This is a genomic window from Streptomyces sparsogenes, from assembly GCF_001704635.1.
In the GTDB taxonomy this organism is placed as follows: Bacteria; Actinomycetota; Actinomycetes; order Streptomycetales; family Streptomycetaceae; genus Streptomyces; species Streptomyces sparsogenes.
In genome coordinates, this window is sequence record NZ_MAXF01000177.1 from 1 (window position 1) to 14,852 (window position 14,852).

The 14,852-nt window shown below is 74.2% G+C and carries 6 protein-coding genes; 1 reads left to right on the forward strand and 5 read right to left on the reverse strand.

Annotation, left to right across the window (positions count from 1 at the left end; genetic code table 11):
• Both BBH68_RS32915 and BBH68_RS32920 read right to left on the reverse strand, forming a co-directional pair.
• Positions 1-1,319: Clp protease N-terminal domain-containing protein (locus tag BBH68_RS32915; RefSeq protein WP_141713120.1), on the reverse strand; the 1,319-nt coding region annotated here is incomplete at its 3' end.
• 287 nt (positions 1,320-1,606) lie between these two features.
• A complete protein-coding gene (locus tag BBH68_RS32920) occupies positions 1,607-10,942 on the reverse strand; it encodes a non-ribosomal peptide synthetase (protein ID WP_065967428.1) in 9,336 nt (3,111 codons plus the stop codon).
• A 331-nt stretch (positions 10,943-11,273) separates the two neighbouring features.
• On the opposite strand from BBH68_RS32920, the gene BBH68_RS32925 reads away from it, so the two are divergent.
• Complete coding sequence (locus tag BBH68_RS32925) at positions 11,274-12,422, forward strand: CapA family protein (RefSeq protein WP_065967429.1); 1,149 nt, start codon at positions 11,274-11,276, stop codon at positions 12,420-12,422.
• 97 nt (positions 12,423-12,519) lie between these two features.
• Here the strand turns inward: BBH68_RS32925 and BBH68_RS32930 are convergent, their stop codons facing one another.
• The 3 genes from BBH68_RS32930 to BBH68_RS32940 all read right to left on the reverse strand — a co-directional run bounded on the left by BBH68_RS32930 (position 12,520) and on the right by BBH68_RS32940 (position 14,769).
• On the reverse strand, positions 12,520-12,942 hold the full coding sequence (locus BBH68_RS32930) for a tetratricopeptide repeat protein (protein ID WP_065967430.1): 423 nt from the start codon (positions 12,940-12,942) through the stop codon (positions 12,520-12,522).
• 64 nt (positions 12,943-13,006) lie between these two features.
• Positions 13,007-13,675, reverse strand: coding sequence for an FMN reductase (locus BBH68_RS32935; RefSeq protein WP_425428875.1), 669 nt, complete (start codon positions 13,673-13,675; stop codon positions 13,007-13,009).
• Positions 13,672-14,769, reverse strand: a complete 1,098-nt coding sequence (locus BBH68_RS32940) for an LLM class flavin-dependent oxidoreductase (RefSeq protein ID WP_065967431.1) — start codon at positions 14,767-14,769, stop codon at positions 13,672-13,674. The genes BBH68_RS32935 and BBH68_RS32940 overlap by 4 nt, the downstream gene beginning before the upstream one ends.
• Between the last annotated feature and the right edge of the window lie 83 nt (positions 14,770-14,852).

Sequence of the window (14,852 nt, forward strand, 5' to 3'; positions counted from 1 at the left end):
GAGCGCAGCCGTACGCGGGCGCCGGCCTGGTCCATCAGATCGATGGCCTTGTCGGGCAGGAACCGGTCGGTCAGATAGCGGTCCGACAGTTCCACGGCCGCCAGCAGCGCCTCGTCGGTGTACCGCACCTGGTGGTGCGCCTCGTACCGGTCGCGCAGCCCGCGCAGGATCTCCAGCGCGTCGGCCGCGGCCGGTTCGGGCACCATGATGGGCTGGAAACGCCGCGCCAGCGCCGCGTCCTTCTCGATGTGACGGCGGTACTCCTGCAGCGTGCTGGCGCCGATGACGTGCAGTTCGCCGCGGGCGAGGGCGGGCTTGAGGATGTTGCTCGCGTCCATCGGGCCGCCCTCGGAGCCGCCGGTGCCCACGACGGTGTGCAGCTCGTCGATGAAGACGATCAGCTCCTCGGAGTGGGCGCGGATCTCGTCGATGATCCCGGTCAGCCGCTCCTCGAAGTCGCCGCGGTAGCGGGTGCCGGCCACGACGCCCGCGAAGTCGAGTTGCAGGACGCGCCGGCCGAGCAGGATGTCGGGGACGTCGGCCTCGGCGATGCGCTGGGCCAGCCCCTCCACGACGGCGGTCTTGCCCACGCCGGCCTCGCCGATGAGGACGGGGTTGTTCTTGCCCCGCCGGGAGAGCACCTCGATGGTCTGCTCGATCTCCTCGTCGCGCCCGATCACCGGGTCGATCCGGCCCTCGCCGGCCATCTCGGTCAGGTCGCGGCCGAACCTGTCCAGAGTCGGGGTGTCGCGCCGCCCGGGGCCCGGGCGCTGTTCGGCCGCGCCGGAGGCGGCCGCCAGGCCGCCCGGCGGGCCGGGGCGGGGCTCGAACCGGGCCGCGTGCAGCAGCTGCCCGGCCGTGGAGTCACGGTTGGTGGCGAGCGCGATCAGTACGTGTTCGGGGCCGATGTACGAGGAGCCCGCGGAGCGGGCGATCTCGTGGGCGTCCAGCAGCGCGCGCTTGACGGCGGGCGTGACCGCGACCGAGCTGCGCGGCGGCCCCTCCCCCGTCTGCCGGTCGATCTCGGCGACGAGACGCTCGGGGTCGGCCCCGGCCCGGGCGACCATGGTGCGGGTCGGCTCGGCCGTGAGCGCCGCGCGGAGCAGGTGCTCGGTGTCGAGGTCGGTGCTTCCGCGGTCGGCGGCGTAGGAGGCCGCGGAGGAGACGAGCTGCCGCGCGGGCTCGCTCATCAGGCGGCCGAAGTCGACGTGCCGGGAGCCGGAGCGCTGCCCGGCCGGTCCGACGCCGAGGAAGCGTGCGAGGAAGTCTCCGAGGGGGTCGGGACCGAAGTCCTCGTGTCCCTCGTACCCGCTGTTCATAGGCATCCGTCCCGGTGGCCCGGCGGAAGCGGGCCCCGTATTCCTCGGTGCTCTGGTGGTGTGCGGGTGCTCGGGTGGCGTGGGGCCGGCCGGCCCGGCTGACACGAACACCCGCGAGAAGTCCCATATGATCAGCTTTGATTGATTTTATCCGACATCGGGGCTGCTCGCGCCCTCCTGGACGGATTCGCCGCTTCTCCGCAGCGCCCCGGGCTCGTCCCGCGCGTCCCGTGGGTGGGACCGGGACGCGCGGGCCGGGCCGGGGACGGTGCCCAGGGGGTGACTCTCTAGGCGCGCGCGGCCCGGGCGTGGGCGGCGTAGCGGCGCAGTACGCCGGACCAGCGCTCGGCGAGTTCGGCGGCGTGGTCGTCCGCCAGGACGCCGGACGGCCAGATCCAGCGCGCCGCGAGCCTCGCCCCCCGCTCGCGGTCCTCGACCGCGACCGTGAGGGTGAGGGTGCGCTCCAGGGGCGTCCCGAGGTCCGCGCCGCCGCCCATCGCCGAGCCCGCCTCGCCCGTCGGGGTCCAGAGGGCCGACCGCTCGCCGACCTGGAACCGGCCCAGGTAGTTGAGGGAGATCTGGGGGTCGCCGAGGGCGGCCAGCAGCGGGGCGGTGCGCGGGTTCAGATAGCGCAGCAGGCCGTATCCGATGCCGTTGTCGGGCAGGGCCGCGAGCTGCGCCCCCACCCGCGCGGCCGCCTCGGTCAGGGCGGCGCCGGAGGTGGCGAGTTGTTCGTCGGTGATCCCGCCCGGGTCGAGCACGAGCGGGAACTGCGCGGTGAACCATCCGACGGTGGCCGAGGGGTCGACCCCGTCGGCGAGGAACTCACGGCCGTGGGCCTGGAGGTCCACCAGCACCCCGGTGTCCGGCTCGCCCCGCCAGCGGGCGTAGGCGACGGCGAACGAGGCGTACAGCACATCGCGCAGGTCCACGCCCAGCGCGCCCGGCACCGCGAGCAGCGTCGCGGTGTCCTCCTCCGGGAGGTCCTTGAGGAGCATCCGCGCCGAGGACATGGTGTCGGTCCGCGGGTCGAGCGGGCGGGTGCCCAGCGTGGGCCGCTTCGCGTCGAACGTCCGCGCCCACATCTCCAGTTCTTTCTCGCGGACGGGCTCCACGGCCTCCTCCACCAGGTGCCGCGCCCACCTCCGGTAGGAGGTCGCCGGTGCCCGCAGCTCCGGCCGCCGGCCGGCGGCGACCGCTTCGTGGGCCCGGGCCAGGTCCGGCAGCAGGAACCGCCAGGAGACCCCGTCGACCACCAGGTGGTGGAGCAGGATCAGCAGCCGCCCGGGGCGCTCCGGCCCGGGGTCCAGCCAGACGGCCTGGAGGGTACGGCCGGAGGCGGGGTCGAGTTCCGCCTGGTGCCGGAAGGACGCCTCGGCCAGCGCCGGGACCCACTCCGCCTCGCCGGCGATCCGGACGGCCTGGTGGGTGAAGCAGTCGGCCACCCGGACCGAGCCGGGCTCCATGATCTCCAGGGACCGCTGCTGCCGGTCGCCGGTCTGCCGCATCCGCAGCGCGTCATGACGGTCGGTCAGCGCCTGGAGGGCGGCGATCAGGTGCTCGGGCCGCGCGTCCGAGGGGACGCGGACCGCCATGGACAGGTGGTAGGCGTCGGTCGGGCCCTCGCAGTCCCACATGCGCCTGATGATCGGCGTCGCCGGGAGCCGGCCCACCGCGTCATCCACGCCGTCGCCCACGCCGGCACCGCCCGCGCCGCCGGCGTTGTGGTGGCCGCCCGCGCCGGCCGGCCCCCGCCAGGGCGCGCCGCGCTCGGCGATCGCCGCCAGCGCCGCGACCGTACGGCCGTCCGCCACGTCCTTGGGCCGCAGCGCGAGCCCGGCGTGGCGCGCCATGTCGGCCAAGCGCATGGAGACGATGGAGTCACCGCCCATCAGGAAGAAGTCGTCGTCCACACCGACGCCCGCCACCCCCAGCGCCTCGCTCATCAGGGAGCACAGCGTCTCCTCGACGGGGGTGCGCGGCCGGGCCGCCGTGGAGACGGCCGTGAAGTCGGGGGCGGGGAGGGCGGCCCGGTCGAGCTTGCCGTTGACCGTCAGCGGCAGCTCGGGCAGCTCGACGAACGCCGAGGGCACCATGTGGGCCGGCAGTCGGGCCGCCGCGAGCCCCGCCAGCTCGGCGGGCCCGGGCAGCGTGGCGCCGGGCTCGGCCACCAGGTAGGCGACCAGCGCCGGGACGCCCGGGCGGTCCTCCCGCAGCACCACGGCCGCCCGCGCCACCCGGTCGAGCGCCGCGAGCCGGTGCTCGATCTCGCCGACCTCGATCCGGAAGCCCCGCAGCTTGACCTGGCCGTCGGCCCGGCCCACGTAGTCCAGCCCGCCGTCCTCCCCGAGGCGCGCCAGGTCCCCGGTGCGGTACATGCGCTCCCCGGGGGCGCCGAACGGGTCGGCGAGGAACCGCTCCGCGGTCAGCCGGGGCCGCCCCGCGTAGCCGCGGGCCAGGCCGGGTCCCGCGACGTACAGCTCGCCGACGGAGCCGGGCGGCACCGGGCGCAGCAGGTGGTCGAGGACGTACAGCCGCAGGTCCGGGATCGCGCGCCCGATGGGGCTCGCCGAACCGTCCCGCGCCGGGTCCGCGCGGACCAGTTCGGTGTGGGTGACGTGCACGGTCGTCTCGGTGATGCCGTACATGTTGACCAGCCGCGGCGCGGCGTCGTCGGCGGGCCGCCTGGCGTACCAGTCCGCGAGGCGGGAGACGTCGAGCCGCTCACCGCCGAAGATCACATAGCGCAGGGCGAGCCGCGCCCCCAGCTCCGGATTGTCGCGGTCGGCGCCGATCAGCTGGTAGAACGCCGACGGGGTCTGGTTGAGCACGGTGACGCCCCGTTCGACCAGCAGTGCCAGGAATTCGTCCGGGGCCCGGGTGACGGCGTGGGGCACGATCACGAGCGAGCCGCCGTGCAGCAGCGGGCCCCAGATCTCCCACACCGAGAAGTCGAACGCGTAGGAGTGGAACAGCGTCCACACGTCCTCCTTGCCGAACCCGAAGAGGTGCTCGGTGGCGGTGAACAGCCGGATGACGTTCCCGTGCGGGACCAGCACGCCCTTGGGCCGCCCGGTCGAGCCGGAGGTGTAGATGATGTAGGCGCCGTGCGCGGGGGTGAGCGGGCCGCCGCGGTCGGCGTCGGTCAGGTCGGTCGGCGCCATGGTCTTCAGGGCCTCGGCGGTGTGCGGGGCGTCGAGCTCCACGACCGGCACGTCGAGGCCGTCGGGGAGGACGGGAGCGGTGTCGGTGGTGGTGATCACGCACACCGGGGCGGCGTCGTCGAGGACGAACCCGATGCGCTCGGGCGGGTAGGCGGGGTCCACCGGCAGATACATCGCGCCGCTCTTCAGGACGGCCAGCAGCGCCACCACCAGCTCGGCCCGGCGGTCCAGCGCGAGGGCCACCACCCGCTCGGGCCCGGCGCCCCGCCCGGTCAGCAGCCGCGCCAGTCGGTTCGCCCGGTCGTTGAGCTGCGCGTACGTCAGGGAGCGGCCGCCGTCGACCACCGCGATGTGGTGCGGGGTGGCCCGCACCTGGGCCTCGAACCGCTGCGGCAGGGTCACCTCGCACCGTACGCCCCCGGGCGCCGCCGGCAGGTGAGCGGCCGTCAGCAGCCGCGCCACCGGGGCCCGCGCCACTCCGGCCGCGCCGGACTCCCCCGACACCGCCGACTCCCCGGACGCCGCGGACGCCTGCGCGAGGAGGTGTTCCATGGCCTCCGCCGCGGCACAGGCCCGGCTTCGGCCGACGGTGTCCGGGCAGTAGTTGACGTGGATCCGCAGCCGTTCGCCGGGGACCGCGACCAGGCTGAGCGGATAGTGGGTGCCGTCCTCGGGGTGCACCCCGGTGACGGTCAGGCGCTCCGAGGCGGAGCGCAGCGCGTCCGGGTCGTGGGGGTAGTTCTCGAACACCAGGAGGCTGTCGAACAGCCGGCCCGTCCCGACGCGGCGCTGGATGTCGGCGAGGCCGATGTGGTGGTGGTCGAGCAGCCGCGCCTGTTCGCCCTGGAGGCGGGTCAGCAGCTCGGGGAACGTCTCCTCCGGGCGCAGCCGGACCCGGGCGGGCACGGTGTTGATGAACAGGCCGACCATGGCGTCGACGCCGTCGATCTCGGGCGGGCGCCCGGAGACGGTGACGCCGAAGACGACGTCGTCGCGGCCGGTCAGCCAGCCGAGCACGAGCGCCCAGGCGCCCTGCACCACCGTGTTCACCGTCAGGCCGTGCCGGCGGGCGAAGGCGGCCAGCTCGGCGGTCTGCCCGGCCGTGAGCTCCAGGACGTGCCGCCGGGTGGCCGTCGCGCCCTCGGTGTCCCGGCCGGCGACGAGGGTCGGCCCGGCCACCCCGGACAGGGCGGCCGCCCAGGCGTCGAGCCCGGCCTCGCTGTCCTGCCCCTTCAGCCAGGACAGATAGGCGGAGTACGGGCGTGGCGCGGGGAGCGCGGCGAGCCGGCCGGGGTCGCCGCCCGCGTCGTACAGCGCGAGCAGCTCCCGCAGCAGCAGCGCCATGGACCAGCCGTCGATGAGCAGGTGGTGGGTGGTCAGGACCAGCCGGTGGCGGTCGGGGCCGAGGCGCAGCAGCATGCAGCGGGCCAGCGGGGCGGTGTCCAGGGAGAGGCGCTGTCCGCTCTCGGCGGCCAGCAACCGGGCCAGTTCAGCCTCCCGCGCGGGCTCGTCCAGCCGCGACAGGTCGTGTTCCCGCCACGGCACGGCCACCCGGGCGGCGATGACCTGCACCGGCTCGGCGAGCCCCTGGCGTACGAAGCAGGCGCGCAGCCCCGGGTGGCGGGCGAACAGCCCCTCCACGGCGGTCCGCAGCCGCGCCGGGTCGAGGTCGCCGGCCAGGTCCAGGCCGAACCGCACCAGGTAGTCGTCGTGGGCCGTCTCGTCGTAGACGGCGTGGTAGAGCAGTCCCTGCTGGAGGCCGGACACCGGCCAGATGTCGGCCAGGTCGGGCACGGCGTCCTCGAGCCGCTCCACCTCGGCCATGGACAGCGGGACGAGGGGGAAGTCGGAGGGGGTGTGGCCGCGGTGCGCGGGGTGTCCGGCGGCCCGCGCGTGGGTCACCAGGCCGGTGAGCGCGGCGAACCACGCCTCGGCGAGCTCCCGCACGGCGGGCTCGTCCAGCAGTTCGCCCGCCCAGACCCACACCGCCGTGAGCCGCGGGCCGTCCTCGCGGTCCTCGGTGTGGGCGTTGAGGGACAGGGTGTGCGGCAGTGGCATGCCGGGCGGGAAGCCGCCGCGCAGCGCGCCGAAGTCTGGGTCGGGGTCGGGCAGCCAGTCGCCTTCGGACACCGTGAACCGGCCGAGGTAGTTGAAGCCGAGCTGCGGTCCCGTGTGGCCGGCGAGGCGGCGGGCCGCGCCGGGGTCGAGGTGGCGCAGCACTCCGTAGCCGATGCCGTGGTCCGGAAGCGCCGTGAGCTGTTCCTTGACCGTTCTGACGGCGGTGCCGAGCGCCGCGGATCCCTCGGTGACCTCGGCCCAGTCGAGTGTTCCCGGGGCGATCCTGGCCGGGTACAGGCTGGTGAACCAGCCGACGGTCCGGCTGAGGTCGATGCCGTCGGCGAGGTGTTCCCGGCCGTGTCCTTCGAGTTCCAGCAGTACGTCGCCGGTGTCGTCCCGGCCGCGGCGCCGCCGCCACTCGGCCACGGCGAGGCTCAGCGCTGTCAGCAGCACCTCGTGGATCCCGGTGTGGTAGCGCTCCGGCACGGAGGTCAGCAGGGTGGCGGTGAGGTCGGTCGGCAGCGAGAGGGACAGCATCCGGGCGGTGGTGGCGGTGTCCCGGGCGGGGTCCAGCGGGCGGGAGCCCAGCAGCGGGTCGGGGCCGGCGAGGACGTTCTCCCACAGCGGGAGTTCGGCCTGGCGCGCCGGGTGGCGGGCGGCCTCGGTCAGCAGCCGGGACCAGCGCCGCAGGGAGGTCACGGGCCCGGGGGTGGTCAGCGGCCGCCGCTGTGCGGCGGCGGCCCAGGCGTCGGCGAGGTCGGTCAGCAGGACGCGCCAGGAGACCCCGTCGACCGCGAGGTGGTGGATGACGATGAGCAGCCGTCCGGACCGGTCGGGGCCCGCGTCGAACCAGACGGCCCGCAGCAGTGCCCCGTTCTCCGGGTCGAGTTGTTCACGCGCGGCCTCGGTGGCCGTCTCGACGATCCTGCGCCACCGCGCGGTGTCCTCGCCTTCGGTGTCCTCGACGGGCACGCGTATCAGGCAGTTGTGGCCGCGGACGCTGCCGCGCGGGGCGATCTCCAGGGCGCCGTCCTCCCCGGCGACCAGCCGCAGCCGCAGCGCGGCGTGCCGGTCGAGCAGGGTGTCGAGCGCGCCGGACAGATGGTCGTGGCGCAGGTCGGCGGGCACCCGCAGCAGCACCGACTGGTGGAACTCCTTGACGGCGTCCGGCCCCAGCCCGCGCAGCCAGCCGATGATCGGGGTCGGGGCGAGGGGGCCGCTGTCGTCGGCGTCGGTGGCGCCGCGGGTGCCGTGGGTGCCGTCGCCGTGGGGTGTGCCGGCGGAGCGCGCGGCCCGCGCCAGCGCGGCCACGGTGCGGTGCTCGAAGACCTCGCGCGGGGAGATGGCGAGCCCGGCGGCGCGGGCGCGGCTGACCAGGGTGAGCGAGAGGATGCTGTCGCCGCCGAGGGCGAAGAAGCTCTCGTCGGCGCCGACGTGGTCCAGGCCGAGGATGTCGGTGAAGAAGCCGTGGAACAGCTCTTCCCGCTCCGTTTCCGGGGCCCGCCGCGGGGTGTCCTCCGCCGGGCCGGGCTTGGGGAGCGCGGCCCGGTCGAGCTTGCCGTTGGGGGTCAGCGGCAGCCGGTCCACCACGACGATCTGCGCGGGCACCATGAAGCCGGGCAGCCCGCTCCTGGCCCGGTCCATGAGCTCGGCCGGGAGCGCCGTGACGGTGGCCGGGTCCGCGTCCGGCTCGGGCACCACGTGGGCCAGCAGCCGGCCGGCCCCCGGGCGGACCTCGTCGGCCGTCACCACGGCCCGCCGGACCGCCGGATGACCCGCCAGGACGGCCTCCACCTCGCCGACCTCGATCCGCAGGCCCCGGACCTTGACCTGGCCGTCGGCGCGTCCCACGTATTCCAGCTGGCGGTCCTCGCGGCGGCGCACCAGGTCGCCGGTCCGGTAGAGCCGTGACCCGGGTGGGCCGAAGGGGTTGGCGACGAACCGCTGCGCGGTCTGGCCGGGCCGGTTCAGATAGCCCCTGGCCAGCCCGGGCCCGCCGAGCCAGAGTTCGCCGACGGTGCCGACGGGGACCGGGCGCAGGGCGGCGTCGAGCACATACGCGGCCGTGTTGGCGGAGGAGGTGCCGATGGGGGGTGTGCCGGCGCCGCCGAGCGGGTCGCTCATGGCCGCGCAGACGGTGGCCTCGGTCGGACCGTAGCCGTTGAGCAGGACGGTGTCCGCGGCCCAGTCGGACGCCAGCTCGGGCGGCAGCGCCTCGCCCACCGCCATCAGCCGGAGCCCGGCCGGGAGGACGCCGCGGTCCAGGCTCGCCAGCACGGCCGGCGGGAGCACGGCGTGGGTCACCCCGTGCCGGGCGATCAGCTCCGGCAGCCCGGGGCCCGCGGGCGGCGGGCCGTCGGCGCCGATGACCAGGCAGCCGCCGGACATCAGCGCCGCGGTCAGCTCCCAGACGGCGGCGTCGAAGCTCGGCGAGGCGAACTGGAGGACCCGGGAGCGGGGCCCGACGCCGAACCGGGTGCGCTGGGTGTGCACCAGGCTCGGGAGGCCCGCGTGGGTCACCACGACCCCCTTGGGCCTGCCGGTGGACCCGGAGGTGTAGATCACGTAGGCCGGGTGGCGCGGGTCGGGCCGCCCGCGCCGCTCCTCGTCCGTGACGTCCGCGGGGTCGCGGCCCGCGAGGTCGCGGACGGTCGCGGGGTCGTCCAGCAGGAGCCGGTCGCCCGGCAGGTGCCCGAGGGTCCGCGCGTGGGCCGTGGTGGTCAGCGTCAGCAGGGGCCGGGCGTCGGAGAGCATGAACTCCACGCGGGAGGGCGGGTAGTGCGGGTCGACCGGCAGAAAGGCGCCGCCCGCCTTCCAGACGGCCAGGACGGCGACGACGAACTCGACGGACCGCTGAAGCGCGAGCGCGACCGTGGTCTCGGGGCCGACGCCGCGCTCGACCAGCGCCCGCGCCAGCCGGTTGGCCCGCGCGCCCAGCTCGGCGTACGAGAGCTCGACGCCGCCGGTGGCGACGGCGGCGTGGCCGGGGTGGAGCCGGGCCTGCCGCTCGTAGAGCTCGGCCGCCGTGGCGTCCGGCACCACCACCGCCGCCGCGGTGGCCTTGCGCAGCAGCGAGCCCCGCTCGCGGTCGGACAGCAGCGGCGCCTCGGCGACCGGCATGCCGCTGCCGCCGGCCACGACGGCCTTCAGCAGCCGCAGGATCCGCTCGCCGTGGCCGCGCGCCTCACGCTCGGCGCAGACGGCCTTGTTGGCGTCCAGGTCGACCGTGAGGCCCCGGCCGTCCAGGCGGTCGGTGAAGGAGAGCGCGAGGTCGTCCACGGGTCCGGTGGACAGGTTGTGCGCGACGGCGGGGTGCGGGCCGAACCGCAGGTCGTAGTCGAACGACATGATGTTGACGACCATCGAGTACAGCGGGGCGGGCGTGTCGTCGGAGGAGGTCAGGCGCGCCATGTCGGCCGCCCGGTAGCGCTGGTGGGCGAGGGCGGACCGGATGGCCTTCTGGGCGGCGCGCGCCAGGTCCGCGACGGTCGTCTCCGGGCGCGGGGACAGCCGGACGGGCAGGACGTTGGACAGCACGCCGGGGGTCGTCCTGGCGGTGGGGGTGGTGCGGGCCGTGACGACCAGCCCGAGCACCACCTCCGGCTCCCCGGTCATGCGGTGCAGATACAGCGCGGCCAGGGCGAGGAGCATCGCGGAGCGGTGGACCCCCGCCCGCTTGCAGACGCGGTCCAGGGCGAGGAGGTCCTCGGGCGCCAGGCGGTCGGAGACCCGGGTGAAACCGGAGGCGGGCGCGCGCCGGCGGGTCAGGGAAACGGGTTCCGGAAGGTCGCGCACTTTCCCGAGCCAGTATTCCCGGTCCCTGAGGAACGCTTTCGACTCGCGGTACTCCCTTTCTTCGGCGAGCAGCCGGTCGAAATCACCGAAGGGGCTCGGCGGTATTTCCTCGCCCGCGTCCAGTGCCGAGTAGATCCGCGCCACCCGGTGCGCGATGAGCGATCCGCTGAAACCGTCGACGAGAATGTGGTGGTACCGGCTGCACCAGAAATAGAGGTCGTCCGCCAGTTGGATCACCGCGTGGGCGACCAGCTCGCCGTCCGGCAGCGGCACCGGCCTGGCCAAGAATTCCGCCATCCACCGCCCGGCGGCGGCGCGGGGGTCCGCGTCGGCCGTCAGGTCGACGAAGGCCAGCGGGAAGTCGTCGCGCCGCGCGGCGGACCAGCGCGGACCGGCCTCGTCCGCGGCGAACCGCACCGCGAGCGCCGAGCATTCGGCGAAAGCCCGGCGCAGCGCGGCCTCGAATAAGTCGACGCGCAGCCGCCCCCGTATCTCGATGTATTCACCGATGTTGTAGGCGGTGCTGTCGGGGCGCAGGGACTGGGCGATCCAGAATTCGCGCTGGGCGGCGAACGGAATCCCCGGGACGGGGCCACTGGCAGGCATGGAGTGTCTGGCCTCCTCGATAAGTGGGCCGCCGATTTCGGAGGCGGTTTTCCGAGTGTAGGGCGGTAATGCGGCCCTATGGCCTGGCAGTTCGCTGCAATGGCAACTGTCGGCCTTGGCGCCGTCCGCGGCCTCGGTGCCCGCCCGTTCCTCGTCGCGCGCGACGCGCCGCGCGGCTGTGCCCGGTGGCCCAGGGGGTGTGGGCCCATCGGGTGGGTTTCGTCGGCCGTTCCGGTGAAGTCCGGCGCCGTCCCCGTGCCGGAGCATCTCCTCGCGCACATAAATACGACTATCCACCTATTTAGCCCATATGAGCGCGAGGTGAACCCTGTTGTCTCTCCAGACCCGTCAACGGACCGCGCTCGTGGTCGCCGCGCTGTTCGGCGCGGCCACCGCGTGCACCGCCGGCATACCCTCCAGCCCCCAGTCCGGGGAGAAGGCCTCCCGGACCGCGCCCGCGGCGAAGCCCGGGCCCACCAAGGGGTTCACCCTGGTGGCCACCGGCGACCTGCTGATCCACGACTCGGTCATCCGTCAGGCGCGCGCGGACGCGGGCGGCAACGGCTACAACTTCGGTCCCATGCTCGCCGGGGCGAAGCCCGTGATCTCCCAGGCCGATCTGGCGATCTGCCACATGGAGACGGTCTACGGCGCCGCGGGCGGGCCGTTCACCGGCTACCCGACGTTCAAGAGCCCCCCGGAGGTGGCGGAGGCCGCCAAGGAACTCGGCTACGACTCCTGCTCCACCGCCTCCAACCACACGCTGGACGCCGGCGCGGAAGGGGTGACCCGCACCCTGGACGCGATGGACCGGGCCGGGCTCAGACACGCCGGATCGGCCCGCTCCGCCGAGGAGCGCGCCATGCCGACCCTGATGAAGGCCGGTGACGCCACGGTCGCCCAGCTCGCCTACAGCTACGGCACCAACGGCATCCCGGTGCCCAAGGGACAGCCATGGCTGGTCAACCTCATCGACCCGGAGCGGATCGTCAAGGACGCCCGCGCCGCGCGCCGGGCCGGGGCCGACGTGGTGGTGGTCAGCCTGCACTGGGGGACCGAGTGGCAGGAGGCGCCCGACCAGCTCCAGCTCTCGGTCGCCAAGAAGCTCACCGCCTCCACCGACGGCGGGCGCCGCGACATCGACCTCATCCTCGGCACCCACGCCCACATCCCCCAGGCGTACGAGAAGGTCAACGGCACCTGGGTGGTCTACGGCATGGGCGACCAGGTCGCGGGCGTCATGAACGACCCGCGCGGCCAGATGGGCTCGGCCGCCCGCTTCACCTTCGCCCCGCCCGCCACCACGGACAAGCCGTGGACCGTGAAGAAGGCGGAGTTCATCCCCCACGCCGTGGACAACGACCCGATCCGAGTGGTGAACCTGCCGCGGGCCGGCGGCCACACCACCGCCCTGGACGCCATCCGCCGCGCCGTCCTCAGCCGGGGCGCGGCGCGGGACGGGCTCACCATGGGCCGCTGACGCCCACCGCGTCAGCGGCCCACCGCGGCTTACAGCGGCCCACCGGCTCCGCCCGTCCGTGCACCGTCACCATCGGCGCACTGCCGGGCGGGGCCCCTCAGTCCACCTCGGGGAGCTCCCCGGAGAAGGCCGCGGCCATGCGCAGCCACGGCTCCGCCTCCTCGGCGCGCCCCCGCCGCTGCAGGGTGCGGCCCAGCATCAGGTGGGCGTAGTGCTCGACCGGGTCCCGCGCGATCACCTCGCGCAGCTGCTCCTCGGCCCGCCCGAGCTGCGCGGAGTGGTAGTAGGCGCGGGCCAGCAGCAGCCGGGGGGCGGTCTGCTCGGGGGCCTCCTCGACGACCTTGGCGAGCAGCCGGGCGGCCTCGGCGTACTGCTTGGCCTCGAAGTACAGCCCGGCCCGCTCCCAGCGCTCCGCCGTGGTCTCCTCGCGGTCCTGGTCGTCGAACAGGCTCAGGGCGGTGACCCAGCGGTCGGCGGTGGGCTCACCGTCGGGGCGGAAGCTGTTGAAGTTGTCGATCATGGGAGGTCCTCCCTGGGATGACCCTGGGGTGGTAGGGAAGCGGGGTCAGGTCAGCGGGGTCAGGTCATTCGGGGCGCAGGGCCGCCAGTTGCCGCTCGAACGGCACGACGGCCTCGGCCTCGGGGGCGGGAGCGCCCCGGCGGCCGCCGATCAGCTCCGCCAGCTCGCCCGCCGCGCGGTCGATGCGGGTGGGCAGGGTGTCGGTGAGGGCGTCGCCGGTGCCGCCCCAGTCCTCGGACGCCGCGTACACGGCGGTGGGCACCACGATCGCCCGCAGGTAGGCGAACAGCGGCCGCAGGGCGTGCTCCAGCGCGAGCGAGTGCCGCGCCGTGCCGCCCGTCGCGGCGGCGAGCACCGGCTTGCCGGTCAGGGCGGTGTTGTCGATCAGGTCGAAGAACGACTTGAACAGCCCACTGTAGGAGGCCGAGAAGACCGGGGTAACGGCGATCAGCCCGTCCGCGCCGGTGACCGTCTCGACGGCCTCCTCCAGGGCGGCCGACGGGAAGCCGGTGACCAGGTTGTTCGCGATGTCGCCGGCCAGGTCGCGCAGCTCGACGACCCGCACCTCGACCTCGTGCCCGTCCGCCGCCAGCCGCCCCCGGGTGGCCTCCGCCAGCCGGTCGGCCAGCAGACGGGTGGACGAGGGCACGCTCAGCCCGGCCGCGACGACGGCCAGCCTGACCGGGCGCAGGGCGCCGGGCTGCCCGGGGACGTGTCGTACGGCGGTGTTCACTGGGCCACCTCCTCGAGGGCCTTCGCGTCGCGCTGGGCCACCAGGGACGCATGGGTGGGGGCGTCCGGCACATCGGCCGGGCGGTTCTTGGCGAACTCCTCGCGGAGCACCGCGACGACCTCGCCGAGCAGGTCGAGCTGTTCCAGCACCGTCTTCAGCGGCAGGCCCGCGTGGTCGACGAGGAACAGCTGGCGCTGGTAGTCGCCGAAGGTGTCCCGGAAGGTCAGCGTCTTCTCGATGACCTCCTGCGGGCTGCCGACGGTCAGCGGCGTCTCGGCCGTGAACTCCTCCAGGGAGGGGCCGTGGCCGTAGACGGGCGCGTTGTCGAAGTACGGGCGGAACTCCCGTACCGCGTCCTGCGAGTTGCGCCGCATGAACACCTGCCCGCCGAGGCCGACGATGGCCTGCTCCGGCGTGCCGTGCCCGTAGTGCGCGTACCGCTCCCGATAGAGGTTCACCAGCTTCCGGAAGTGGTGCTTGGGCCAGAAGATGTTGTTCGCGAAGAACCCGTCACCGTAGTAGGCGGCCTGCTCCGCGATCTCCGGCGAGCGTATGGAGCCGTGCCAGACGAACGGGGGGACGCCGTCCAGCGGTCGCGGCGTGGAGGTGAAGCCCTGCAGCGGGGTGCGGAACTTCCCCTCCCAGTCGACGACGTCCTCACGCCACAGCCGGCGCAGCAACGCGTAGTTCTCGATCGCGAGCGGGATGCCCTGGCGGATGTCCTGCCCGAACCAGGGGTAGACCGGGCCCGTGTTGCCGCGGCCCATCATCAGGTCCACCCGGCCGTCGGCCAGGTGCTGGAGCATCGCGTAGTCCTCGGCGATCTTCACCGGGTCGTTGGTGGTGATCAGCGTCGTGGAGGTGGACAGGATCAGCCGCTCGGTGCGGGCCGCGATCCAGCCCAGCATGGTGGTCGGCGACGACGGCACGAACGGCCGGTTGTGGTGCTCACCGGTCGCGAAGACGTCGAGACCCACCTCTTCCGCCTTCTGGGCGATGGTGACCATCGCCTTGATCCGCTCGTGCTCGGTCGGCTCCCGGCCCGTGGTCGGATCCGTGGTGACATCTCCGACCGTGAAGATCCCGAACTGCACCGGTCTCACCCTCCTCAGGATGTTTACGGTTCAACTATATCCCGGGAACGCGGCACCTGTCGCCCCTATTCCCCCACCCGCGG